This window comes from Streptomyces sp. NPDC002838 (assembly GCF_040295365.1).
Lineage (GTDB): Bacteria > Actinomycetota > Actinomycetes > Streptomycetales > Streptomycetaceae > Streptomyces.
Genome location: NZ_JBEOVF010000093.1, coordinates 1 through 24,268, shown reverse-complemented (window position 1 = coordinate 24,268; position 24,268 = coordinate 1). Strand labels below are relative to the sequence as shown.

Below are 24,268 nucleotides of genomic sequence, written 5' to 3'. Positions count from 1 at the left end.
ACGACACCCTCTGCGTCAACAAGCTCTACCGCACCGACTTCCTGAACGCGCACGGCATCCGGTTCCCAGAAGGCCTCTGCTTGAAGGGATCAGGCCGGAAGCACGCTCACCCCCGCTGGTCCGACGGCTTGCGCAGAGTCGGTCGTGCCGCCGCCGCGCGGGCCTTGACGCCGGTCCACCATTCCGACGCCGCCCAGACCACTCGCACAGTGGAACGTGGCGCCACCACCGCCCGCAGCTTGGTGCCCCGGCCGACGGTGCCGTGCAGCCCGCCGATCACCCGGCGGACGTCCTCCGCGAGGCCCGCCGCCGGGCGCGGCCGCGGCGCGTAGAGGACCTGCTCCACGGCGTCCGCGACGCGGTGCACCGCGGCCGCGGCCATCGGGTCGAGGTGTCCGAGCCGGGCGATCCGGGCGGCCGCCTTGCGCGGGGTCTGCGACTCGTCCGGCAGGATCCCGAAGTCCCACGCCGTGTCGGTCAACTCCTGCCAGACCGCCAGGGTGTGCGCCGCCGCGTCCGCCTCCGTGCGGCCGTGCGCGCCCAGTCGTACGGCCCGGGTTCGCAGCCGCCACAGCATCGGGGCCAGCGGGATCGCCAGGCCGGCGAGGCCGGCGAGGGCCCACAACAGGATCGCGGGCCACTTCGGACCGCCGTCGCCGTTGCCCAGCGCGGCCTGCGGGGACTCGCTCTCGCACGCCTCCAGCTTCTTCTCCTCCGCCGTGCAGCTCTCGCTCGCCGAGGGCGCGGCCGAGGGCGCCGAGCTCGCCGACCGGGACGGCAGCGCCGGGTCCGGGAGCGTGCTTCCGGGCGCCTCCGGCACGGTGTACGTCGGTACCGAACCGCGGTTCGGGGTCGGCTCGAAACGGGTCCAGCCCACGCCCTCGAAGTACAGCTCGGGCCAGGCGTGGGCGTCCTTCAGCCCCACCGACACCGACCCGTCCGCCTGCGGGGAACCGGGCGCGAAGCCCACCGCGACCCGGGCGGGTATGTCCAGGGACCGGGCCATCGCCGCCATCGCGAAGGAGAAGTGGACGCAGAAGCCCTGCTTGTCCCTCAGGAAGCGGGCGATCGCCTGCGAGCCGCTGCCCACCTGCACCTGGGTGTCGTACTCGAAGCCGCCGGTGATGGCGAAGTAGTCCTGGAGGGCGACCGCCTGCTGGTAGGGGTTCGTGGCGTCCGCGGTGATCTCGCGGGCCGTCCTGGCCACCACCTCCGGCAGCGAGTCCGGCAGGTCGGTGTACTCGCGTTCCAGAGCCGCGGGGGCCGCCGGTGCCGAGGCGAGCTGCTCGGCCGTCGGCTGCACTTCCAGGCTCTTCACCTGGTACGTCGCACTGCGCGTGGTCTGGCCGTGGTCGCCGACGAGCGTCATGCCCTCGGGTTCGTAGCGCCAGTTGCCGTTGATCCGCACGCCGCTGGGCGGGTACGGCATCGGCAGCCAGTTCTGGGCGTAGTCGTCCGACGCCGAGATGGTGGTCTCGATCTCCGTGCGCTTGACGTCCGGACGGAGGCCGATGGGGGTCGGGAACTCGCCGTCCGGTACGGCGGTGATGGCCCGCTTGGACGGCTTCCAGGTGGTGCCGTCGAAGTCGTCCAGGGACACGATCCGCAAGTACAGGTTCGACAGGTCGGTGTCGTCGTCGGTCTGCAGGGTCATGACCTGCTGGTCCTGGTCCTGGTTCAGATTGTCGCGCAGCGCCACCAGTGGGTTCACCGCTGATATCGTGCCCCCGCCCCCACTCCCGGAGCCCACGCCCGTCCCGGCGCCGTCCAGCAGGCCGCCGTTCATCGCGGGCAGGGCGAGCGGCACCACGAGGGCGACGCCCAGCGCGACCACACCGATGCGCCGGCCGGTGCGGACCGGCGCCACCGCACCGCCGGACTCCGCACCCGGAGTGCGCGCCGCCCCGCCGAAGACCCGGCCCCACTGTGCGAGCCGCTCCCGCCCCTCGGCCAGGAGCAGCAGCAGATAGCCGGCCGCCGCGACCAGGAACCACAGCCAGTCGGTCCCGCCGTCGGACAGCCCCGCGGCGACGGAGTACAGCGCGAGCAGCGGCAGTCCGGCCGGGGCCGCGCTGCGGAAGGTCACCGCGAGCGTGTCCACCGCGAGACCGATCACCAGGACGCCGCCGACGAGCATCAGCCGGATGCCGTCGGACTCCAGCGGCGCCGGGATCGCGTACCGCGCTATGTCGTCGCTGCCCTGCTGAAGCAGGTCGGAGAAGCGGAGAAAGGCGTCCGGCCCGGGGATCAGCCCGGCGATGGCCTGCTCACGCGCGAAGGTCACGGTCAGCAGCACCAGAGCGACCAGGGCCTGGGCCGCCAGGGTCAGCGGCCGGGCCAGCGGCACCCGCCGGGCCGCCGCGCCCACGCCCGTCTGCACCGCCAGCAGGAAGGCGGCCTGCAGGATCCAGGTGGCCGGCTCGACCAGCGGCAGCAGGGCGCAGGAGGCCATCAGTGTGGCCGCCCAGGAGCACAGCGTCAGTCGTGCCCGCCCGCTCATGATCCGTCCCCCCTGCCTATTACGCCGACGCCCGTGCGCTCCCGGTCCGCCTGACGCCACAGGTCGTTCAAGGAAACGCCCCGCGGCACGCTCAGCGCCGTCCAGCCCGCCTCGCGCAGCATCCGCAGCCCCTCCTCGCTCCTGTCCAACGGGCCGGGCACATCGCTCGGTTCCCGAGCCCAGGTGTCGCTGTCCAGCAGGAAGGCGACCGCCCCTCCGCTGCGCTGCCGCATCTTGGCGGCCACCGCGGCCTGCTCCTCGTCGAGGTCGCCGAAGAACGCCACCAGCAGCCCTTCGTTCCCGCCGCGCAGCACGTCGTACGCCCGGGACAGGCCCGGGCCGTCCGAGTGGTCGATCACCGCGAGGGTGTCCATCATCAGCCCGGCCGCGTCCGCCGACTCCTGGTTCGCGCCCGCGAACCCGTCGGCGCCCTCGCCGGGCACGGAGTTGCCGGTGTCCGTCAACAGCCGTACGGAAAAGCCCCGTTCGAGCATGTGCACCAGGACGGAGGCGGTGCCCGCCACGGCCCACTCGAAGGCAGAGTCGGGGCCCGCGCCCTGGAAGGCGAGGCCCCGGGTGTCGAGCAGTACAGTGCAGCGGGAGCGCTGCGGCTGCTCCTCGCGGCGCACCATCAGCTCGCCGTAGCGCGCGGTGGAGCGCCAGTGCACTCGGCGCAGGTCGTCGCCGTAGCGGTATCCGCGTGGGATGAGGTCGTCCTCGCCGGCCAGGGCGAGCGAGCGCTGCCGCCCCTCGCCGTATCCCTTCGCCTCGCCGCTGAGGCGCACCGGCGGCAGCGGCTCCACGCGCGGAATCACTGTCAGGGTGTCGTACGTCGAGAAGGACCGGGTCAGCTCGCACATGCCGAACGGGTCGGTCAGACGCAGCTGCAACGGGCCCAGCGGATAGCGTCCCCGCAGATCGGAGCGGACGCGGTAGGACACCTCGCGGCGCCCGCCCGGCTCGACCCGGTCGAGCACGAAGCGGGGGCGCGGACCCAGCACGTACGGCACCCGGTCCTGGAGCATCAGCAGGCCCGTGGACAGCCGCGAGACGTTGTCCATCCGCAGATGGACGCGGGCCTCGCTGCCGGCGGGCACGCGCGCGGGGGAGAGCCGGCGGCTGCCGGCCACCCGGTAGCGCGTGCGGTAGAGCACGGTGGCGCAGATCAGGGGCAGCACGGCCAGCAGCAGCCCGACCCGCAGCAGGTCGCTCTGCCCGAGGACGTACGCGCAGATGGCCGCGGCGATTCCGGCCGCGAAGAAGGAGCGGCCGCGGGTCGTCAGTCCGGCCAGGGCTGTGCGCACTCCGCCCTTGTCGCCCTGGTCGGCCTCCGCGCGCCCGAGCCCTGTGGTCATCAAAGCCTCCGCGGCGGCTGCTGCGGGTACGCGGGCGTGCTGCGGCCCAGCCCGAGGCCGCTCTGCTGGGGCGCCGCGGGAACCGGGGTCTGCTGCAGGATCTCCTGCACCACCTGCTCCGACGTACGGCGGTTCAGCTGGGCCTGCGCGGTGGGCAGCAGACGGTGCGCCAGCACGGCGACGGCAAGCGCTTGCACGTCGTCGGGCAGCGCGTACTCCCGGCCGCTGAGGGCCGCGGCCGCCTTCGCCGCGCGCAGCAGGTGCAGCGTCGCGCGCGGGGAGGCGCCGAGCCTCAGGTCGGGGTGCGTGCGGGTGGCGGCGACCAGGTCGACCGCGTAGCGCCGGACCGTGTCGGCGACGTGGACGCCGCGGACGGCGTCGATCAGCTTCACGATCTCGTGCGCGTGCGCCACCGGCTGGAGGTCGTCCAGGGGGTTCACCCCGCCGTGGATGTCGAGCATCTGCAGCTCGGCCTCCGCGCTCGGGTAGCCGATGGAGACGCGGGCCATGAAGCGGTCGCGCTGGGCCTCCGGCAGCGGGTAGGTGCCCTCCATCTCGACCGGGTTCTGCGTGGCCACCACCATGAAGGGGCTGGGCAGCTCGTACGTCTGCCCGTCGATGGTGACCTGGCGCTCCTCCATCGACTCCAGCAGCGCGGACTGCGTCTTCGGCGAGGCGCGGTTGATCTCGTCGCCGATCACGATCTGCGCGAAGATGGCGCCCGGCTTGAACTCGAAGTCCTTGCGCTGCTGGTCCCAGATGGACACACCGGTGATGTCCGAGGGCAGCAGGTCGGGCGTGAACTGGATGCGGCGCACCGAACAGTCGATGGACCGTGCCATCGCCTTGGCCAGCATGGTCTTGCCCACGCCGGGAACATCCTCGATCAAGAGGTGTCCCTCGGCGAGCAGCACGGTCAACGAGAGCCGTACGACCTCGGGCTTTCCTTCGATCACGCCCTCCACCGAACTACGTACCCGCTCCACCACGGCGGTCAGATCAGTGAGGCTCGCTCGATCGTCATAGGTCGTCACCCGGCCCTCCTCGGCCCGTTCTTTCCGGGCCGACGCTCTGTGATGCGTAACCGGCCCACCCCGAAACACGGACACCACGCGTGAAAAGTTCCGCGTGTTGCCACAACCGCATTCTTGCTGCCGTTACCGATTCGTGTCACTCGCCTGTGGACAACTGCCCGCGATATGTCGGGTCTTGCGGCCTTTCTGGTACCCCTGGGGCCGGAAATTAACAGCGAATCGACAGCTGCGGCGGGTGGTTACGCGGGGTCGATCTCGCGCAGGAGGCCGCTGTGCACGTCGAACACGAACCCGCGCACGTCGTCGGTGTGCAGCAGGAACGGCGAAGTGCGCACGCGCTGCATGGACTGCCGTACGTCCTGGTCGACGTCCCGGAAGGCCTCCACCGCCCAGGCGGGGCGCTGGCCGACCTCCATCTCCAGTTCGGTGCGGAAGTCCTCGGTGATCGACTCCAGGCCGCAGCCGGTGTGGTGGATGAGGACGATGCTCCGCGTGCCGAGCTTGCGCTGGCTGATGGTGAGCGAGCGGATCACGTCGTCGGTGACGACGCCCCCGGCGTTGCGGATGGTGTGACAGTCGCCCAGCTCCAGGCCGAGCGCGTCGTGCAGGTCGAGACGGGCGTCCATACAGGCCACGACGGCGACGTGCAGGACGGGACGGGCGTCCATCCCTGGGTCGGTGAATGCGGCGGCGTACCGCTCGTTCGCCTCGACGAGACGGTCGGTGACGGTGCCGCCGGTGACTATGGCGGCTTCGGGGCCTGCGGGAACCGATGTGGAAGTCGTCATACCCATGACGGTACTGGTCACGCCCCGTCCCGTCCCGCTGTGAGAGACGACAAAGAACGTCATTGAGGCTTGTTGTGAGCTAACCCACACGGATGACGTGCGGGCGGCCGCACGAGTGATTCCTCGCGCCCTACCGCTACACCCTCACCCCGGGCCGCGACGCGCAGGCCGGTTGATTGACCGGAAGACAGGGTGGACTAAAGTGACGCGAAGCGGGAGGCGAGGCCTCCCTGCTGGACTGATTTCCCCCGGAGACCCCGGCGATTTTCCGGAGCTCTCCCCACGTGCGCGGCGCGTACGTACGGCTCGGCCTCCTCCCGCTCCCGGTCGGCTGACGCTTCCGGCGCCGGCAGGCCTCCCCTTCACGAGCGGGCGGGGACCCGGCGGTACGTACGACGTCCCGTGCCGGAGCATGAGAGGCCCTGAAGTGAACGGGCGCGAAGCGCATTCGAACAAGGGTGGTGGTGGGCGACGGGAGGGACAGAGTCGACACGTCCCGGTGATGCTCCAGCGGTGCCTGGACCTGTTGGCCCCCGCCCTCGAGCGCCCGGGAGCGGTCGTCGTCGACTGCACCCTCGGCCTCGGCGGCCACAGCGAGGCGCTGCTCGCCAGGTTCCCCGAGGCCCGCCTCGTCGCCCTCGACCGCGACAAGGAGGCCCTGCGCCTGTCCGGCGAGCGGCTCGCGCCGTACGGGGAGCGCGCCACCCTCGTGCACGCCGTGTACGACGAGCTGCCCGAGGTGCTCGACAGGCTCGGCATCCCGCGCGTCCAGGGCGTCCTGTTCGACCTCGGCGTCTCCTCCATGCAGCTCGACGAGGCCGACCGCGGCTTCGCCTACGCCCAGGACGCCCCGCTCGACATGCGCATGGACCAGACGACCGGCATCAGCGCCGCCGAGGTCCTCAACACCTACCCGGCCGGCGAGCTCGTCCGGATCCTGCGCATGTACGGCGAGGAGAAGCAGGCCAAGCGGATCGTGTCCGCGATCGTGCGCGAGCGCGAGAAGGAGCCGTTCGCGAACAGCGGGCGGCTCGTGGAGCTGATCCGGGACGCGCTGCCGCAGGCCGCCAAGCGGACCGGCGGCAACCCGGCCAAGCGCACCTTCCAGGCCCTGCGCATCGAGGTCAACGGCGAACTCGCCGTCCTGGAGCGGGCGGTCCCGGCCGCGGTGAAGGCGCTCGACGTGGGCGGGCGGATCGCTGTCCTGTCGTACCACTCGCTGGAGGACCGGCTGGTCAAGCAGGTCTTCGCGGCCGGCGCCGCCACCACCGCCCCGGCCGGGCTGCCGGTCGTCCCCGAGCGCTACCAGCCCCGGCTCAAGCTGCTCACGCGCGGTGCCGAACTTCCCACCGAGGAAGAGGTCGCCGAGAACCGGCGGGCGGCACCCGCGCGCCTGCGCGGGGCTCAGCGCATCAGGGAGGACATCGAGTGAGGGGCGTGCGTGAGTCGGGAAGCCGGACTCGGGGGAGGGCCAGTGAGTAGGAAACCCCAACTGAGGGGCAGGGCCGCCCGTCTCGCCCGGCTCATCCCGGGTACGGCGAGCCCCGGGCAGGCCGCCCGCACCCCCTTCGTCCTCCTGGTCGTCCTGCTCCTCGGCGGCGGCCTCATCGGGCTGCTGGTGCTGAACTCGGCGATCAGCGAAGGGTCGTTCAAGCTCGACGACCTGCAGAAGGAGACGAAGAGCCTGACCGACGAGGAGCAGGCCCTCCAGCGGGACATCGACGCCTACTCCGCTCCCGAGGCCCTCCAGCGCCGCGCCCGCGAGTTCGGCATGGTGCCCGGCGGCGATCCGGCCTTCCTCGACCCCGACGGCACCGTCAAGGGCGTCCCGTCCCCCGCCCCCGCTCCCGAGCAGGCCTCCGCGCGCATGCCCCTCGTCCTCGCACCCGAGGCGCTCGACGACCTCTCCGCCCCGCTCCCGATGCCCGGCCTCCCGACCCCGACGGCCACGCCGACGGCCACCCCGCCGGCACCCGTGCTCGCCCCGCGGACGACGACGCCCCCGGCCACCCGCACCCCACCCCCGCCCGCCCAGATCCCTCAGCCCTACACGACCACGACCCCCGGCAGGTGACGGAAGTGTCCGACAGGGAACCGCCGCGCCGCCGCGTGCCCGGACCCGCACGCCCCGAGCGCTCCGCCCGCCCCGTCGGCCAGCGGCGCCCGGGCCCCGGAGCCCGCCCGGCCCGCCGCCCGGCAGCGCCCCGCCCCATGCCCCGCGTCATCCAGCTGGGCAGCCCCCGCCCCAGGCTGCGCCTGGTCGGCGTCGCGCTGACCCTCGTACTGATCGCCTTCGTCGTACGGCTGCTCCAGGTGCAGGCCGTCGACGCGAGCACCTACGCCGCCAAGGCCGAGCAGAACCGGTACGTCGGCTACACGCTGGCCGCCGAGCGCGGCGGGATCACCGACCGCACCGGCGTGGCCCTCGCGACCAGCGTCGACGCGTACACCATCACGGCCGACCCCACGCTGTTCACCCGCGAGCAGCTGAAGGTCGACGACGGGCCCGAGCAGGCGGCCGCCCTGCTCGCCCCGATCCTCGGCCAGGAACAGGACACGATCGTCCGGAAGCTCAGGCCCAAGAACAAGAAGCTGCGCTACGTCGTGCTCGCGAGCCGCCAGACCCCGCAGGTCTGGAAGCAGATCAAGGACCTGAAGACCGCGCTGGCCACCAAGTCCGGGACCGACAAGAGCACGGTCAACGTCCTCGCGGGCGTCCTCGCCGTCCCCACCAGCAAGCGCGTGTACCCCAACGGCGACCTCGCCGCCGGGATACTGGGCTGGGTCAACGCCGACGGCAAGGGTGGCGGCGGCATCGAACAGCAGCTCAACAGCCTGCTGGCCGGCAAGGACGGCAAGATCCGCTACGCCCAGTCCGGGGGCCGCCAGGTGCCGACCGTCGGCTCCACCGAGACGCCCGCCGTGCCCGGCAGCGACGTCGAGCTCACCATCGACCGTGACATCCAGTGGGCCGCGCAGAACGCGATCACCGAGCAGGTGAAGAAGTCCGGGGCGGACCGCGGCTATGTGATCGTGCAGGACACGCGGACCGGCGAGATCCTCTCCATGGCCAACTCGCCCGGCTTCGACCCGAACGACCTGTCCGACGCCAAGTCGGCGGACATGGGCAACGCCGCCGTCCAGGACGCGTTCGAGCCCGGCTCGACCGCCAAGGTCATGTCGATGGCCGCCGTACTGGAGGAGAACGTCGCCGACCCGCTGACGCACGTCGTCGTGCCCAACCGGCTGCACCGCGGCGACCGGCTGTTCAAGGACGACATCAATCACCCGACCTGGTACCTCACGCTCAACGGCGTGCTCGCCAAGTCCAGCAACATCGGCACCATCCTGGCCACCGGCCAGCTCGGCAAGTCGCAGAAGCAGGCCAACCAGGTCCTCTACTCCTACCTGCGCAAGTTCGGCCTCGGCAGCCACACCGGCCTCGGCTTCCCCGGCGAGACCCCCGGCATCCTCGCGGCGCCGGACCAGTGGTCGACCTCGCAGCAGTACACGATTCCTTTCGGCCAGGGCGTGTCCCTCAACGCGATGCAGGCGGCGTCCGTCTACTCGACCATCGCCAACGGCGGCGTCCGCGTCGCCCCCACGCTCGTGCGCGGCACGAAGGGACCCGACGGACGCTTCGTCCCCGCCGCGACACCCAAGAAGACCAGGGTCATCAGCGAAAAGACGGCGAGGACGCTGGCCCGGATGCTGGAGTCGGTGGTGGACGACGAGGAGGGCACCGGCACCAAGGCGCGGATCCCCGGCTACCGCGTCGCGGGCAAGACGGGCACGGCCAACCGTGTGGATCCGGCCACCGGCAAGTACAAGGGCTACACGTCGTCGTTCGCCGGATTCGCCCCCGCGGACAAGCCCCGCGTCACCGTCTACTGCGCCATCCAGAACGCCACCAAGGGCAGCTACTTCGGCGGCCAGATCTGCGGACCCGTCTACAAGCAGGTCATGGAGTTCGCCCTGAAGACCCTCCAGGTCCCGCCGACCGGCGCGAGGCCCGCCAACCTCCCGGTCACCTACCAACCCTGATCAGCCACATTCCGATCAGCACCGAGCCACCAGGAACCACCTCGTGACAACGATCACCCCCGATTCCGGGAACCAGGGCGCCCCCGGCCCCTCACTTCGCTCCCAGGCGGGTGCGCCCGGTACGCTCACCGCCGTGCCACACGCTGATCAGTCCCAAACCACCCAGAAGGGCGCACCCGTGACATATCCGGGACCGCCCCGGCCGGTCCAGGTCTCCGCCACACCCCTCGCGGAGCTGGCCGATCAGCTGGGCGCCGCGCTGTCGGAGAGCCAGCAGACGGTCGAGGTCACGGGCATCACCCACGACTCGCGCGCCGTCCGCCCCGGCGACCTGTACGCCGCCCTGCCGGGCGCCCGCCTGCACGGCGCCGACTTCGTCACCCAGGCCGCCGGCCTCGGCGCGACCGCCGTGCTGACCGATCCGACGGGCGCCGAGCGCGCCGCCGCGACCGGGCTCCCGGTCCTGGTGGTCGACGACCCCCGCGCACGGATGGGCGAGCTGGCCGCCACGATCTACGGCCACCCCGGCCGCGATCTCCTCCAGATCGGCATCACCGGCACCTCCGGCAAGACCACCACCGCCTATCTCGTCGAGGGCGGTCTGAAGACGGCCAGGTCCACGGACGAGGGGGGCCGGCGCGTAGCGCCGTCGGTTGAGGGCGGTGGTGAGCGACGGGTGGGACTGATCGGCACGGTCGAGATGCGCATCGGCGACGAGCGCATCAAGTCCGAGCGCACCACCCCCGAGGCCACCGACCTCCAGGCCCTGTTCGCGGTCATGCGCGAGCGCGGTGTCGAGGCGGTCGCCATGGAGGTCTCCAGCCACGCCCTCGTCCTCGGGCGCGTCGACGGCTGCGTCTTCGACATCGGCGTCTTCACCAACCTCAGCCCGGAACACATGGAGTTCCACTCCGACATGGAGGACTACTTCCGGGCCAAGGCACAGCTGTTCACGCCGAAACGCAGCAAACTCGGCGTGGTCAACGTCGACGACGAGTACGGCCGCCGGCTCGCCAAGGAGGCCACCGTCCCGGTCGTCACCTTCTCCGCCGAGGGACATCCGGACGCCGACTGGCGTGCCGAGGACGTCCAGGTCGGGCCGCTGGACTCGACGTTCACCGTGATCGGCCCCAAGGACGAGCGGATCACCGCCAAGTCGCCGCTCGCCGGGCCCTTCAACGTGGCCAACACCCTCGCCGCGATCGTCGCCCTCGCCGCCGTCGGCCTCGACGCGCAGTCCGCCGCCGACGGCATCGCCGCGGTGCCGGGGGTGCCGGGCCGCCTGGAGCGCGTGGACGCCGGGCAGCCCTACCTCGCGGTCGTCGACTACGCCCACAAGACGGACGCGGTCGAATCGGTCCTCAAGGCGCTCCGCAAGGTCACCGAGGGCAGCCTGCACGTGGTGCTCGGCTGCGGCGGAGACCGTGACAAGACCAAGCGCGGGCCGATGGGCGCCGCCGCCGCCCGGCTCGCCGACACCGCCGTACTGACCTCCGACAACCCCCGCTCCGAAGACCCCCTCGCGATCCTCGCCACCATGCTCGAGGGCGCGGCCTCCGTACCGGCGCACGAGCGCGGCGAGGTCCAGGTCTTCGAGGACCGGGCCGCCGCGATCGCCGCCGCCGTGGCCCGCGCACGGCCCGGCGACACCGTGCTGGTCGCGGGCAAGGGCCATGAGCAGGGCCAGGACATCGCCGGGGTGGTGCGTCCCTTCGACGACCGCCAGGTGCTTCGCGAAGCTATCCAGAAGACCCAGGGATGAACTTGTGATCGCCCTCTCTCTCGCCGAGATCGCAGCAGTCGTCGGCGGGCAGACGTACGACATACCGGATCCGTCCGTGCAGGTCACCGGACCGGTCGTCCGGGACTCCAGAGAGGTGGAACCCGGCACCCTCTTCGCCGCCTTCGCCGGAGAGCGCGTGGACGGCCACGACTTCGCGACCGCGGTCGTGGCGGCGGGAGCCGTCGCCGTCCTGGCATCGCGCCCGGTCGGAGTGCCCGCGATCGTCGTCGACGACGTCCAGACGGCCCTCGGTGCCCTCGCGCGTCATGTCGTACGACGTCTCGGCGCCACCCTCGTCGCCCTCACCGGGTCGGCGGGCAAGACCAGCACCAAGGACCTGATCGCGCAGGTGCTCCAGCACAAGGCGCCGACGGTGTGGACCCCGGGCTCGCTCAACAACGAGATCGGGCTGCCGCTGACCGCGCTCAGCGCCACCGAGGAGACGAGGTTCCTCGTGCTGGAGATGGGCGCCCGCGGCATCGGCCACATCCGCTACCTCACCGACCTGACGCCCCCGAAGATCGGCCTGGTGCTCAACGTCGGCACCGCCCACATCGGCGAGTTCGGCGGGCGCGAGCAGATCGCGCAGGCCAAGGGCGAACTCGTAGAGGCTCTTCCGGAAGACGGGACGGCGGTCCTCAACGCCGACGACCCGCTCGTACGGGCCATGGCATCCCGTACGAAGGCGAAGGTGATCCTTTTCGGAGAGTCCGGCGAAGCGGACGTACGCGCCGAGAACGTGAGACTCACGGACAGTGGACAGCCCGCCTTCAGGCTTCACACACCCTCCGGTGCAAGCGATGTGACCATGCGCCTGTACGGTGAGCACCACGTGTCGAACGCGCTCGCCGCGGCCGCCGTCGCCCACGAACTGGGCATGTCCGCGGAAGAGATCGCCACCGCGCTCTCCGAGGCGGGCTCCCTCTCCCGCTGGCGTATGGAGGTCACCGAGCGCCCGGACGGCGTGACGGTCGTCAACGACGCCTACAACGCGAACCCCGAGTCCATGCGGGCCGCCCTGCGCGCGCTTGCCGCGATGGGGAAGGGGCGGCGGACCTGGGCGGTGCTCGGCAAGATGGCCGAGCTCGGGGACGAGGCGCTCGCCGAGCACGACGCGGTCGGACGGCTCGCCGTCCGGCTCAACGTCAGCAAGCTCGTCGCGGTCGGGGGCAGGGAAGCGTCCTGGCTGCAACTGGGCGCATATAACGAGGGTTCGTGGGGTGAGGAGTCGGTGCACGTGTCCGACGCACAGGCGGCGGTCGACCTGTTGCGCAGCGAGTTGCGCCCGGGGGACGTCGTACTCGTGAAGGCGTCCCGTTCGGTGGGGCTCGAGAGCGTGGCGCAGGCGCTCATCGAGACCGGTGCCGAGGGTGAGGTTGCCGCCCGATGATGAAGCAGATCCTGTTCGCAGGAGTCATTGGCCTCTTCCTGACGCTGGTCGGCACCCCGCTGCTGATCAAGCTGCTGGCGCGCAAGGGCTACGGCCAGTACATCCGCGACGACGGGCCGCGCACGCACGGCAGCAAGCGCGGTACGCCGACCATGGGCGGTATCGCCTTCATCTTCGCGACGGTCGCCGCCTACTTCCTGTCCAAGGTCATCACCGGCTACACCCCGACCTACTCCGGTCTGCTGGTGCTCGGCCTGATGGTCGGCATGGGTCTGGTCGGCTTCCTCGACGACTACATCAAGATCGTCAAGCGGCGTTCGCTGGGCCTGCGGGCCAAGGCGAAGATGGCCGGCCAGCTGATCGTCGGCATCAGCTTCGCGGTGCTCTCGCTGCAGTTCTCGGACGCCCGCGGCAACACACCGGCCTCCACGAAGCTGTCGTTCATCACGGACTTCGGCTGGACGATCGGCCCGGTGCTGTTCGTCGTCTGGGCGCTGTTCATGATCCTCGCGATGTCGAACGGCGTGAACCTGACCGACGGCCTGGACGGTCTGGCCACCGGGGCCTCCGTCCTCGTCTTCGGCGCCTACACCTTCATCGGCGTCTGGCAGTTCCAGGAGTCCTGCGCCAACGGCGAGAGCCTGACCAACCCGGGCGCCTGCTACGAAGTGCGTGATCCACTCGATCTCGCCGTCGTCTCCGCGGCGTTGATGGGCGCCTGCCTCGGCTTCCTGTGGTGGAACACCTCACCGGCCAAGATCTTCATGGGCGACACCGGTTCGCTCGCGCTCGGCGGTGTGCTCGCCGGCCTCGCGATCTGCTCGCGTACGGAGCTGCTGCTGGCGCTCCTCGGCGGCCTGTTCGTGCTCATCACCATGTCGGTCGTCATCCAGGTCGGCTCCTTCCGCATGACCGGAAAGCGCGTCTTCCGCATGGCGCCACTCCAGCACCACTTCGAACTCAAGGGCTGGTCCGAAGTCCTTGTCGTGGTCCGCTTCTGGATCATCCAGGGCATCTGTGTGATCGTCGGACTGGGCCTCTTCTACGCGGGATGGGCAGCGGACAAGTGACCGACTGGCAGGGCAAGAACGTCACCGTCGCCGGGCTAGGCGTCTCCGGTATCCCGGCGGCCAAGGTGCTGCACGGCCTCGGCGCTGTCGTGACGGTCGTCAACGACGGCGACGACGAGCGGGCCCGTGCGCAGGCCGCCGAGCTGGAGGCGCCGGGCGTCACCGTGCGCCTCGGTGACGGGGCAACCCTGCCGGAGGGCACGGAGCTGATCGTGACCACGCCCGGCTGGAAGCCCGACAAGCCGCTGTTCGCGGCGGCCCGGGAAGCCGGAGTTCCGGTCTGGGGCGACGTCGAGCTCGCCTGGCGGCTGCGCGGACCCGACGCCGCGCCCTGGCTCGCCGTCACCGGCACCAACGGCAAGACCACCACCGTCCAGATGCTCGCCTCGATCCTCAAGGCGGCGGGCCTGCGCACGGCCGCCGTCGGCAACATCGGCGTCTCCCTGCTGGACACGGTGCTCGGTGACGAGCGGTACGACGTCCTCGCCGTGGAACTGTCGAGCTACCAGCTCCACTGGGCGCCCTCCCTGCGCGCCCACTCCGCCGTCGTACTGAACCTCGCCCCCGACCACCTCGACTGGCACGGCTCCATGGAGGCGTACGCCGCCGACAAGGGCCGTATCTACGAGGGCAATCGTGTCGCCTGCGTCTACAACGTCGCGGACAAGGCCACCGAGGACCTGGTGCGCGCGGCCGACGTCGAGGAGGGCTGCCGGGCCGTCGGCTTCACCCTCGGCACGCCCGCGCCGTCCCAACTCGGCGTCGTGGACGGCATCCTGGTCGACCGCGCCTTCGTGGAGAACCGGCAGAAGAACGCCCAGGAGCTCGCCGAGGTCTCCGACGTCAACCCGCCCGCCCCGCACAACATCGCCAACGCCCTTGCGGCAGCGGCCCTCGCGCGTGCCTTCGGGGTGCCCGCCGCGGCCGTACGGGACGGCCTGCGGGCCTTCACCCCGGACGCCCACCGCATCGCGCACGTCGCGGACGTGGACGGGGTCGCGTACATCGACGACTCCAAGGCCACCAACACCCATGCGGCCGAGGCCTCGTTGGCGGCGTACGAGTCGATCGTGTGGATCGCGGGCGGACTGGCGAAGGGTGCCACCTTCGACGAGCTGGTCGCCAAGTCGGCAAAGCGACTTCGCGGGGCGGTGCTCATCGGCGCGGATCGAGCGCTGATCCGTGAAGCCCTCGCGCGACACGCCCCGGAAGTACCCGTCGTCGACCTCGACCGGACCGACACTGGGGCGATGCTCCAGGCTGTCCAGGAGGCCAAGCGGCTCGCGGTCGAGGGCGACACGGTCCTGTTGGCCCCGGCCTGTGCCTCCATGGACATGTTCACCAACTACAACAAGCGCGGTGACGCGTTCGCGGAGGCGGTTCGCGAACTCGGCGCGGGCACCTGACAGTGGGTCTTGGCCACGGCGGGTGCATCGGGACCCTTGGAGGGACGCGTGACTCGGATGTGGCCCGGGTTCGATCGGGCAGGAGAAGCCGATGCCCGGTAGTCGTACCGGGCGGCCGCCCGTGCAGCGGGCCGCCAGACGACCTGTCGCCCCACGGACATCGCGCGAGAATCCGTTCCTCAGCCTGTACACGCGCGCCCGCCGCGCCTGGGACCGGCCGCTGACCGCGTACTACCTGATCCTCGGCGGCAGCCTGCTGATCACCGTGCTGGGCCTGGTGATGGTCTACTCGGCCTCCCAGATCACGGCGTTGCAGATGTCCTTGCCGGGCTCGTACTTCTTCCGCAAGCAGCTCCTCGCGGCCGTCCTCGGCGGGGCGCTGATGCTGATCGCCTCCCGGATGCCGGTGAAGCTGCACCGGGCGCTGGCCTACCCGATTCTGGCGGGTGCCGTCTTCCTGATGGCCCTGGTGCAGATTCCGGGGATAGGGGTGTCGGTCAACGGCAACCAGAACTGGATCTCGCTCGGCGGCTCCTTCCAGATCCAGCCCAGCGAGTTCGGCAAGCTCGCCCTCGTGCTGTGGGGCGCCGACCTGCTCGCCCGCAAGCAGGACAAGAAGCTGCTGACCCAGTGGAAGCACATGCTGGTGCCGCTCGTGCCGGTCGCCTTCATGCTGCTCGGGCTGATCATGCTCGGCGGCGACATGGGTACGGCGATCATCCTCACGGCGATCCTGTTCGGCCTGCTGTGGCTGGCGGGCGCGCCTACGCGGATGTTCGCCGGGGTGCTGTCGGTCGCCGGCCTGATCGGGTTGGTCCTGATCAAGACCAGCGCGAACCGCATGGCGCGTCTGCAGTGCCTCGGCGCCACCGAACCGCAGTCGGGACCCGTCGACTGCTGGCAGGCCGTGCACGGGATCTATGCGCTCGCCTCCGGCGGAATCTTCGGTTCCGGGATCGGTGCGAGTGTGGAGAAATGGGGTCAACTCCCCGAAGCCCACACGGACTTCATCTTCGCCGTCACCGGTGAGGAACTGGGCCTGGCGGGGACGCTGTCGGTACTCGCCCTCTTCGCGGCTCTAGGCTATGCGGGTATCCGCGTGGCCGGACGCACGGAGGACCCCTTCGTGAGGTATGCCGCGGGAGGTGTGACCACCTGGATCACCGCGCAGGCGGTGATCAACATCGGTGCGGTGCTCGGCCTGCTGCCGATCGCCGGTGTCCCTCTCCCGCTGTTCTCCTACGGAGGGTCCGCCCTGCTGCCGACCATGTTCGCCATCGGGTTGCTGATCGCCTTCGCGCGCGACGAGCCCGCTGCGCGGGCGGCGCTTTCGATGCGGCAACCCCGCTTTGGTAGAAAGCGGGCGGGAGGCTCTGTGACCGGGAGTTACCGGAGCCCCAGGAGATGGAACACGATGCGACGGCGTGCCTCGGCGGCGCGCTCGTCCGGAGAGCGGTGAATTTCGGTGCATGTCGTACTCGCCGGTGGGGGGACCGCCGGCCACATCGAGCCCGCGCTCGCCCTCGCGGACGCCCTGCGCAGGCAGGACCCGGCCGTGGGAATCACGGCCCTGGGCACTGAGCGCGGCCTGGAGACCCGGCTCGTACCGGAGCGGGGCTATGAGCTCGCGCTGATCCCCGCGGTACCGCTGCCACGCAAGCCGACCCCCGAGCTGATCACCGTCCCGGGCCGGCTGCGCGGCACGATCAAGGCCGCCGAACAGATCCTGGAGCGCACCAGGGCGGACGCCGTCGTCGGCTTCGGCGGATATGTCGCCCTGCCCGGCTACCTCGCCGCCAAGCGCCTGGGGGTGCCGATCGTCATCCACGAGGCCAATGCCCGCCCCGGCCTCGCCAACAAGATCGGTTCGCGGTACGCGGCCCAGGTCGCCGTCTCCACGCCCGACAGCAAGCTGCGCGGTGCCCGCTACATCGGCATCCCGCTGCGCCGCTCCATCGCCACCCTCGACCGGGCCGCCGTACGCCCCGAGGCCCGGGCCGCCTTCGGGCTCGACCCGAACCTGCCGACGCTGCTGGTCTCCGGCGGCTCGCAGGGCGCCCGCCGGCTCAACGAGGTGGTCCAGCAGGTCGCTCCGTACCTTCAGCAGGCCGGGATCCAGATCCTGCACGCGGTCGGACCGAAGAACGAACTGCCGCACGTGCAGCAGATGCCGGGGATGCCCCCCTACATCCCGGTACCGTACGTGGACCGGATGGACCTCGCGTACGCCGCGGCCGACATGATGCTCTGCCGCGCGGGCGCGATGACCGTCGCCGAACTCTCCGCCGTCGGACTGCCGGCCGCCTACGTACCGCTGCCCATCGGCAACGGCGAACAGCGGCTGAACGCCCAGCCGGTGGTCAAGGCCGGTGGCGGACTTCTGGTCGACGACGCGGAACTGACTCCCCAGTGGGTCCAGCAGAACGTCCTGCCCGTGCTCGCCGACCCGCACCGTCTGTACCAGATGTCCCGCTCCGCCGCCGAGTTCGGCCGCCGGGACGCCGATGACCTGCTCGTCGGGATGGTGTACGAGGCGATCGCCGCCAACCGTGCACATCGATAGGACTGTATGTAGGACCGCATGATCGGAAGGCAGGCAGGCGTGGCCGGATCGACGACCGCCGAGCGCGGGGAACGCCAGCAGGAATCGTCGTCCGGCCCGCCGCCCGTCCGGAGGCTCAAGCCACCCCCGCTTCGTACGATCATCATCTTCGCCATCGCGCTCATCCTTCTCGCGGCGGGCTCCGTCTGGCTCTTGTACGGCTCGTCCTGGCTGCGCGTGGAGCGCGTATCCGTCTCCGGGACACGCGTCCTGACGCCCGCGCAGGTGCGCGAGGCCGCGGACGTCACGGTCGGGGCGCCGCTGATTTCCGTCGACACCGATGTGATTGAGGCGCGACTGCGTCAGAAATTGCCCCGAATTGACGTGATTGAGGTAGTCCGATCCTGGCCTCATGGAATCGGACTGAAAGTGACTGAACGCACTCCGGTTCTGCTTGTCCAAAAAGGCCGAAACTTTGTCGAAGTGGACGATGAAGGTGTCCGATTCGCCACGGTTTCTGAGGCCCCGAAAGGCGTGCCCGCACTGGAAATGGCGCTCTTTCGTCCGGACTCACGCGCCGCCAGCCTGCGCCGCTTCGGCGAGGACCGGTTGGTGAAGGAGGCGGTCCGGGTCGCCGGTGCCATTCCGGCCGCCGTCGCACGCGACACCCGTACCGTCAAGGTGCGTTCGTACGACGACATCTCGCTGGAGTTGAGCGACGGGCGAACCGTCGCGTGGGGCAGCGGAGACAAGGGCGCCGCTAAGGCGCGCACGCTCACCGCTCTCATGAAAGCATCTCCCGGCGCGCGGCACTTCGATGTCAGCGTTCCCACCGCGCCTGCGTCATCAGGGAGTTGACGCACATCCGCGCAGGCCAGCACCCTGGTTGGGCAGCGCTACGCCTGATCACATAGGGTGAAAAGAAAAACGGGAGGTTCGGCGTGTTCGTTGAACGTGCGCCACTTGTCGACTTAGTGTCCTGTTCAGAAGACTCCAGGGAACGGACACACTGGTAACCCTAAACTTCAACGTTAGGGTTCGGGTCGGCGATACGGACCGTCCCAATCGGCATCAGTCGTCGGATCGCGGCGCACCCGCGAGGCGACGACACGTAACTCGAGGCGAGAGGCCTTCGACGTGGCAGCACCGCAGAACTACCTCGCAGTCATCAAAGTCATCGGTGTCGGCGGCGGTGGTGTCAATGCCATCAACCGGATGATCGAGGTCGGTCTCAAGGGCGTCGAGTTCATCGCCATCAACACCGACGCGCAAGCTCTGTTGATGAGCGACGCCGACGTCAAGCTCGACGTCGGCCGCGAACTCACCCGCGGACTCGGCGCCGGAGCCAACCCGGCCGTCGGCCGCAAGGCCGCCGAGGACCACCGCGAGGAGATCGAGGAGGTCCTCAAGGGGGCCGACATGGTCTTCGTGACGGCCGGTGAAGGCGGCGGCACCGGCACCGGCGGCGCGCCCGTCGTGGCCAACATCGCTCGCTCGCTCGGTGCCCTCACCATCGGCGTGGTCACGCGCCCGTTCACCTTCGAGGGACGGCGCCGCGCGAACCAGGCCGAGGACGGCATCGCCGAGCTCCGCGAAGAGGTCGACACCCTCATCGTCATCCCGAACGACCGGCTGCTGTCCATCTCGGACCGCCAGGTCTCGGTCCTGGACGCCTTCAAGTCGGCGGACCAGGTCCTGCTCTCCGGCGTTCAGGGCATCACCGACCTCATCACCACGCCCGGCCTGATCAACCTCGACTTCGCCGACGTCAAGTCGGTCATGTCCGAGGCCGGTTCGGCCCTCATGGGCATCGGCTCGGCCCGCGGCGACGACCGCGCGGTGGCCGCGGCCGAGATGGCGATCTCCTCGCCGCTCCTGGAGGCGTCCATCGACGGCGCCCGGGGCGTGCTGCTCTCCATCTCCGGCGGCTCCGACCTCGGCCTGTTCGAGATCAACGAGGCCGCTCAGCTGGTCAGCGAGGCCGCCCACCCCGAGGCCAACATCATCTTCGGCGCGGTGATCGACGACGCCCTCGGCGACGAGGTCAGGGTCACCGTGATCGCGGCCGGCTTCGACGGGGGTCAGCCGCCGGCCAAGCGCGACAACATCCTCGGCTCGGCCTCGTCCTCGGCCCGCCGCGAGGAGCCCACTCCGGTACGGCAGTCCGAGAGCCGTCCGAGCTTCGGCTCGCTCGGCAGCGTCACGCCGAAGGAGGAGCCGGAGCCGGCGCCCGAGCCGGTGGCCGACATTCCGGTCTCCCCGCCGGTCCCGCCGTCGCGGTCCTACTCCGACAGCGCGGCCGAGGAGCTGGACGTGCCGGACTTCCTTAAGTGATGCTCCTGACGTGATAGAACAGCGCGACACCGTGAACGGCGCGCACTTCGCCTTCACCGACAGGTGGGGCGGGGTGAGCGCCGTTCCGTACGAGGAGCTCAACCTCGGCGGAGCGGTCGGCGACGACCCCGAAGCCGTACGCACGAATCGTGAGCTGGCGGCCAAGTCCCTCGGGCTCGACCCCGCTCGGGTGGTCTGGATGAACCAGGTGCACGGGACGGATGTGGCGGTGGTGGACGGACCCTGGGGTTCCGCCTCGCGGATCCCGTCGGTCGACGCGGTCGTCACCGCCCGCAGGGGTCTCGCCCTCGCCGTCCTCACCGCCGACTGCACCCCCGTCCTGCTCGCCGACCCCGTCGCCGGGATCGCGGCCACGGCTCACGCGGGCCGGCCCGGCATGATCGCCGGGGTCGTCCCCGCCGCCGTACGGGCCATGGTCGAACTCGGTGCCGAGCCGTCCCGGATCGTCGCCCGCACCGGGCCCGCCGTGTGCGGCCGGTGCTACGAGGTGCCGGAAGCCATGCGCGCCGAGGTGGCCGCCGTCGAACCGGCGGCGCACGCCGAGACGAGCTGGGGCACGCCGGCGGTCGATGTGAGTGCCGGCGTGCATGCGCAGCTCGAGCGGCTCGGAGTGTGCGACCGGAAGCAGTCGCCGGTGTGCACGCTGGAGTCGGAGGATCACTTCTCGTACCGCCGCGACCGCACCACGGGTCGGCTCGCGGGCTATGTGTGGCTGGACTGATCGGACATGACGGACCGTAAGGACGAACTCGCAGCGAATCTGGCGAAAGTGGAGGCGCGGATCGCCGCCGCGTGCGCGGCCGCCGGGCGCAGGCGTGACGAAGTGACCCTGATCGTGGTCACCAAGACCTATCCGGCGAACGACGTGCGGATGCTGTCGGAACTCGGTGTGCGGCATGTGGCGGAGAACCGCGATCAGGACGCGGCACCGAAGGCTGCCGAATGCGCGGATTTGCCCCTTACTTGGCACTTTGTCGGCCAGTTGCAGACCAACAAGGTGCGATCTGTTGTCGGTTATGCGGATCTCGTGCAGTCCGTCGATCGTTCCAAGCTTGTGACGGCCTTGTCCAAGGAGGCCGTGCGGGTCGGGCGCGAAGTGGGGTGTCTGCTCCAGGTCGCGCTGGACGCGGGCGAAAACGGAAGGGGAGAGCGAGGTGGCGTAGCGCCGGGCGGAATCGCGGAGTTGGCCGATCTCGTCGCCGACGCTCCGGGTCTGCGGCTCGACGGGCTGATGACCGTCGCCCCGCTCACCGGCGAGTACGCGGGGCGACAACAGGCGGCGTTCGAGCGGTTGATGGATTTGTCGACCGACCTGCGCCGAGCTCATCCGGCTGCGAACATGGTCTCGGCAGGAATGAGTGCGGATCTCGAACAGGCCGTGGCGGCCGGAGCGACACATGTGCGCGTCGGCAGCGCGGTACTCGGAGTCCGCGCCGGGCTCGGGTAACGTCGCCAAGAAGTCGGACCACAGCAGAAAATATGGTCATTACCGCTGGAAAGCGGGCATAACGACCTCGTGGATCGCGGGCACTTGGCAGTCGTCAGTCGATCCACCACAGAGCGGAGGACTCAGAGAATGGCCGGCGCGATGCGCAAGATGGCGGTCTACCTCGGCCTCGTGGAGGACGATGGGTACGACGGCCGCGGTTTCGACCCCGATGACGACTTCGAGCCCGAACTGGACCCGGAGCCCGAGCGGGACCGTCGACGGCACGAGCCGTCCCACCAATCGCACGGCTCGCACCAGTCCCACCAGGCGCATCAGCCTGAAAGGGACGAATCGGTACGAGTGGTGCAGCCTCCGGCGCCACGCGACCCGATGCCCCGATCCGCTTCGCTAGCCGCGGAATCCGGGCGTCCGGCGCGCATCGCGCCCGTGGCATCCATCACACAAGAACGCGCAAGCCTGGAGAAGAACGCACCGGTGATCATGCCCAAGGTCGTGTCGGAACGAGAGCCTTACCGGATCACCACGCTTCACCCCCGGACCTACAACGAGGCCCGTACTATCGGGGAACACTTCCGTGAAGGCACCCCGGTGATCATGAATCTGACTGAGATGGATGACACAGACGCCAAGCGACTTGTCGACTTTGCGGCCGGTTTGGTGTTTGGTCTTCACGGCAGCATCGAGCGGGTGACGCAGAAGGTGTTTCTGTTGTCGCCTGCTAACGTCGATGTCACGGCGGAGGACAAGGCCCGCATCGCAGAGGGCGGGTTCTTCAACCAGAGCTGAGACGCACAACCGGAAACGGCAGTACAACAGCAGGACAAGCGGTACATCGCAGCACGGAGCAGGGGAGAGGGAAGCACGAGTCATGAGCGTGGTCTTGGATGTCGTCTACATCGCGCTGATGTGCTTCCTCATCGTGCTGATCTTCCGGTTGGTCATGGACTATGTCTTCCAGTTCGCCCGCTCGTGGCAACCCGGCAAGGCGATGGTGGTCGTTCTGGAGGCCACCTACACTGTCACTGATCCACCGCTCAAGCTTCTGCGGCGGTTCATCCCGCCGTTGCGTCTCGGGGGCGTGGCGCTCGACCTGTCCTTCTTCGTACTGATGATCATCGTCTACATCCTGATCTCCGTCGTGAGCCGGCTGTGAACGATACGGTCTTGCCGAATGCCGACGACTACGTTGAGGTGAAGAGATGCCGTTGACCCCCGAGGACGTGCGGAACAAGCAGTTCACGACCGTCCGCCTCCGAGAAGGCTATGACGAGGACGAGGTCGATGCCTTCCTCGACGAGGTCGAAGCCGAACTGACCCGCCTGCTCCGCGAGAACGAGGACCTGCGTGCCAAGCTGGCCGCGGCCACGCGCGCTGCTGCCCAGAACCAGCAGAACATGCGCAAGCCTCCGGAACAGCAGCAGGATCAGCAGCAGCAAGGTGGTATGCCGCAGCAGGGCATGCGAGGGCCGGGCTCTCCGGTGCCCGCCGGCATATCGGGCCCGCCGCAGCAGCAGATGGGTGGCCCCATGGGAGGCCCGCCCCAGCTGCCGAGCGGTGCACCGCAGCTGCCCGCCGGTCCCGGCGGTGGTCAGGGCGGACCGCAGGGTCCCGGTCCGATGGGCCAGGGGCCCATGGGTCAGGGCCCGATGGGTGGTCAGCCCCCCATGCAGCAGCAGATGGGCGGTCCGATGGGTGGCCCCATGGGCGGCCCGATGGGCGGCCCCGGTCAGGGCCCCGGTGGCGACAGTGCCGCCCGTGTCCTCTCGCTGGCCCAGCAGACCGCCGACCAGGCGATCGCCGAGGCCCGTTCCGAAGCCAACAAGATCGTCGGCGAGGCGCGTTCGCGTGCCGAGGGGCTCGAGCGGGACGCTCGCGCCAAGGCCGATGCCCTTGAGCGGGACGCGCAGGAGAAGCACCGTGTCGCGATGGGCTCCCTGGAGTCCGCTCGCGCCACGCTGGAGCGCAAGGTCGAGGACCTGCGCGGCTTCGAGCGCGAGTACCGTACGCGGCTGAAGTCCTACCTGGAGTCGCAGCTGCGTCAGCTGGAGACTCAGGCCGACGACTCGCTGGCTCCGCCGCGGACTCCGGCGACCGCGTCGCTGCCGCCGTCTCCGGCGCCGTCCATGGCTCCGGCCGGTGCGAGTGCGCCGTCCTACGGTGGCAACCAGACGATGGGCGGCGGTCCTTCGCCCGCCGGCCCGTCCTATGGCGGTCAGCAGCAGATGTCTCCGGCGATGACCCAGCCGATGGCGCCGGTACGGCCGCAGGGGCCGTCGCCGATGGGGCAGGCTCCGTCGCCCATGCGGGGCTTCTTGATCGACGAGGATGACAACTGACGGTTGGTGGACCACTGACGGTTGGTAGTACGACGTAGGTGTCGGCAGCGTTCAGGGCGGGGCCCCGGATTTTCGATCCGGGGCCCCGCCCTTTGCCGCGGACTGCGGACCGACAACGCCGTCGGGGGGGGGGGGGGGGCGCAGAGGCCGCACCCCCGCCCGGCGGCGTTGGAGAGGGCGGCGGAGGGGGGGGGCCGGGACGGGAGAGAGGCGGG

General features: G+C 70.2%; 20 protein-coding genes. 16 read left to right on the top strand and 4 right to left on the bottom strand.

The window, feature by feature from the left end; genetic code table 11:
* Positions 1-106: 106 nt before the first annotated feature.
* The 4 genes from ABT063_RS49630 to ABT063_RS49615 form a co-directional block, all read right to left on the bottom strand.
* Positions 107-2,500: a transglutaminase TgpA family protein gene (locus ABT063_RS49630; RefSeq protein ID WP_351068466.1), complete on the bottom strand. Its 2,394-nt coding sequence runs from the start codon at positions 2,498-2,500 to the stop codon at positions 107-109.
* On the bottom strand, positions 2,497-3,855 hold the full coding sequence (locus ABT063_RS49625) for a DUF58 domain-containing protein (protein ID WP_351068463.1): 1,359 nt from the start codon (positions 3,853-3,855) through the stop codon (positions 2,497-2,499). Before ABT063_RS49625 ends, ABT063_RS49630 begins: the two co-directional genes overlap by 4 nt.
* Complete coding sequence (locus tag ABT063_RS49620; RefSeq protein WP_351068462.1) at positions 3,855-4,889, bottom strand: AAA family ATPase; 1,035 nt, start codon at positions 4,887-4,889, stop codon at positions 3,855-3,857. The genes ABT063_RS49625 and ABT063_RS49620 overlap by 1 nt, the downstream gene beginning before the upstream one ends.
* A 239-nt stretch (positions 4,890-5,128) precedes the next feature.
* A complete protein-coding gene (locus ABT063_RS49615) occupies positions 5,129-5,677 on the bottom strand; it encodes a beta-class carbonic anhydrase (protein ID WP_351068460.1) in 549 nt (182 codons plus the stop codon).
* 412 nt (positions 5,678-6,089) lie between these two features.
* Between ABT063_RS49615 and rsmH the strand changes: the two genes are divergently transcribed.
* From rsmH to ABT063_RS49535, 16 genes are all read left to right on the top strand, one after another.
* Complete coding sequence (gene rsmH / locus ABT063_RS49610; RefSeq protein ID WP_351068458.1) at positions 6,090-7,109, top strand: 16S rRNA (cytosine(1402)-N(4))-methyltransferase RsmH; 1,020 nt, start codon at positions 6,090-6,092, stop codon at positions 7,107-7,109.
* Positions 7,110-7,151: 42 nt separating this feature from the next.
* On the top strand, positions 7,152-7,751 hold the full coding sequence (gene ftsL / locus ABT063_RS49605) for a cell division protein FtsL (protein ID WP_351068456.1): 600 nt from the start codon (positions 7,152-7,154) through the stop codon (positions 7,749-7,751).
* Positions 7,752-7,756: 5 nt separating this feature from the next.
* A complete protein-coding gene (locus ABT063_RS49600) occupies positions 7,757-9,721 on the top strand; it encodes a peptidoglycan D,D-transpeptidase FtsI family protein (RefSeq protein WP_502991041.1) in 1,965 nt (654 codons plus the stop codon).
* Between the two features lie 178 nt (positions 9,722-9,899).
* Complete coding sequence (locus tag ABT063_RS49595) at positions 9,900-11,483, top strand: UDP-N-acetylmuramoyl-L-alanyl-D-glutamate--2,6-diaminopimelate ligase (RefSeq protein ID WP_351068450.1); 1,584 nt, start codon at positions 9,900-9,902, stop codon at positions 11,481-11,483.
* Between the two features lie 4 nt (positions 11,484-11,487).
* Entirely contained in the window at positions 11,488-12,894 is a 1,407-nt protein-coding gene (locus ABT063_RS49590; RefSeq protein ID WP_351068448.1) for a UDP-N-acetylmuramoyl-tripeptide--D-alanyl-D-alanine ligase, read from the top strand.
* Positions 12,894-13,964 carry a phospho-N-acetylmuramoyl-pentapeptide-transferase gene (gene mraY, locus ABT063_RS49585; protein ID WP_124443021.1) on the top strand — a complete coding sequence of 357 codons (1,071 nt, stop codon included), beginning with the start codon at positions 12,894-12,896 and terminating at the stop codon, positions 13,962-13,964. The genes ABT063_RS49590 and mraY overlap by 1 nt, the downstream gene beginning before the upstream one ends.
* Positions 13,946-15,370 (top strand): UDP-N-acetylmuramoyl-L-alanine--D-glutamate ligase, encoded by a 1,425-nt coding sequence (gene murD, locus ABT063_RS49580; protein ID WP_351068445.1) that lies wholly within the window; start codon positions 13,946-13,948, stop codon positions 15,368-15,370. The genes mraY and murD overlap by 19 nt, the downstream gene beginning before the upstream one ends.
* A 91-nt stretch (positions 15,371-15,461) precedes the next feature.
* The gene (ftsW, locus tag ABT063_RS49575; RefSeq protein ID WP_351068443.1) at positions 15,462-16,829 is read left to right on the top strand and encodes a putative lipid II flippase FtsW; all 1,368 of its coding nucleotides are present in this window, start codon (positions 15,462-15,464) and stop codon (positions 16,827-16,829) included.
* Between the two features lie 6 nt (positions 16,830-16,835).
* Positions 16,836-17,933: an undecaprenyldiphospho-muramoylpentapeptide beta-N-acetylglucosaminyltransferase gene (murG, locus tag ABT063_RS49570; RefSeq protein ID WP_351068440.1), complete on the top strand. Its 1,098-nt coding sequence runs from the start codon at positions 16,836-16,838 to the stop codon at positions 17,931-17,933.
* Positions 17,934-17,972: 39 nt separating this feature from the next.
* Positions 17,973-18,770 (top strand): cell division protein FtsQ/DivIB, encoded by a 798-nt coding sequence (locus ABT063_RS49565; protein WP_351068469.1) that lies wholly within the window; start codon positions 17,973-17,975, stop codon positions 18,768-18,770.
* A 279-nt stretch (positions 18,771-19,049) separates the two neighbouring features.
* A complete protein-coding gene (gene ftsZ, locus ABT063_RS49560; protein WP_351068438.1) occupies positions 19,050-20,246 on the top strand; it encodes a cell division protein FtsZ in 1,197 nt (398 codons plus the stop codon).
* Between the two features lie 10 nt (positions 20,247-20,256).
* Positions 20,257-20,988 carry a peptidoglycan editing factor PgeF gene (gene pgeF, locus ABT063_RS49555; RefSeq protein ID WP_351068435.1) on the top strand — a complete coding sequence of 244 codons (732 nt, stop codon included), beginning with the start codon at positions 20,257-20,259 and terminating at the stop codon, positions 20,986-20,988.
* 6 nt (positions 20,989-20,994) lie between these two features.
* On the top strand, positions 20,995-21,714 hold the full coding sequence (locus ABT063_RS49550) for a YggS family pyridoxal phosphate-dependent enzyme (RefSeq protein ID WP_351068433.1): 720 nt from the start codon (positions 20,995-20,997) through the stop codon (positions 21,712-21,714).
* A gap of 129 nt (positions 21,715-21,843) precedes the next feature.
* Positions 21,844-22,503: a cell division protein SepF gene (locus ABT063_RS49545; protein WP_095756190.1), complete on the top strand. Its 660-nt coding sequence runs from the start codon at positions 21,844-21,846 to the stop codon at positions 22,501-22,503.
* Positions 22,504-22,585: 82 nt separating this feature from the next.
* Complete coding sequence (locus ABT063_RS49540) at positions 22,586-22,870, top strand: YggT family protein (RefSeq protein ID WP_033318070.1); 285 nt, start codon at positions 22,586-22,588, stop codon at positions 22,868-22,870.
* Between the two features lie 46 nt (positions 22,871-22,916).
* Positions 22,917-24,053, top strand: a complete 1,137-nt coding sequence (locus tag ABT063_RS49535; protein ID WP_351068431.1) for a DivIVA domain-containing protein — start codon at positions 22,917-22,919, stop codon at positions 24,051-24,053.
* Positions 24,054-24,268: the final 215 nt, after the last annotated feature.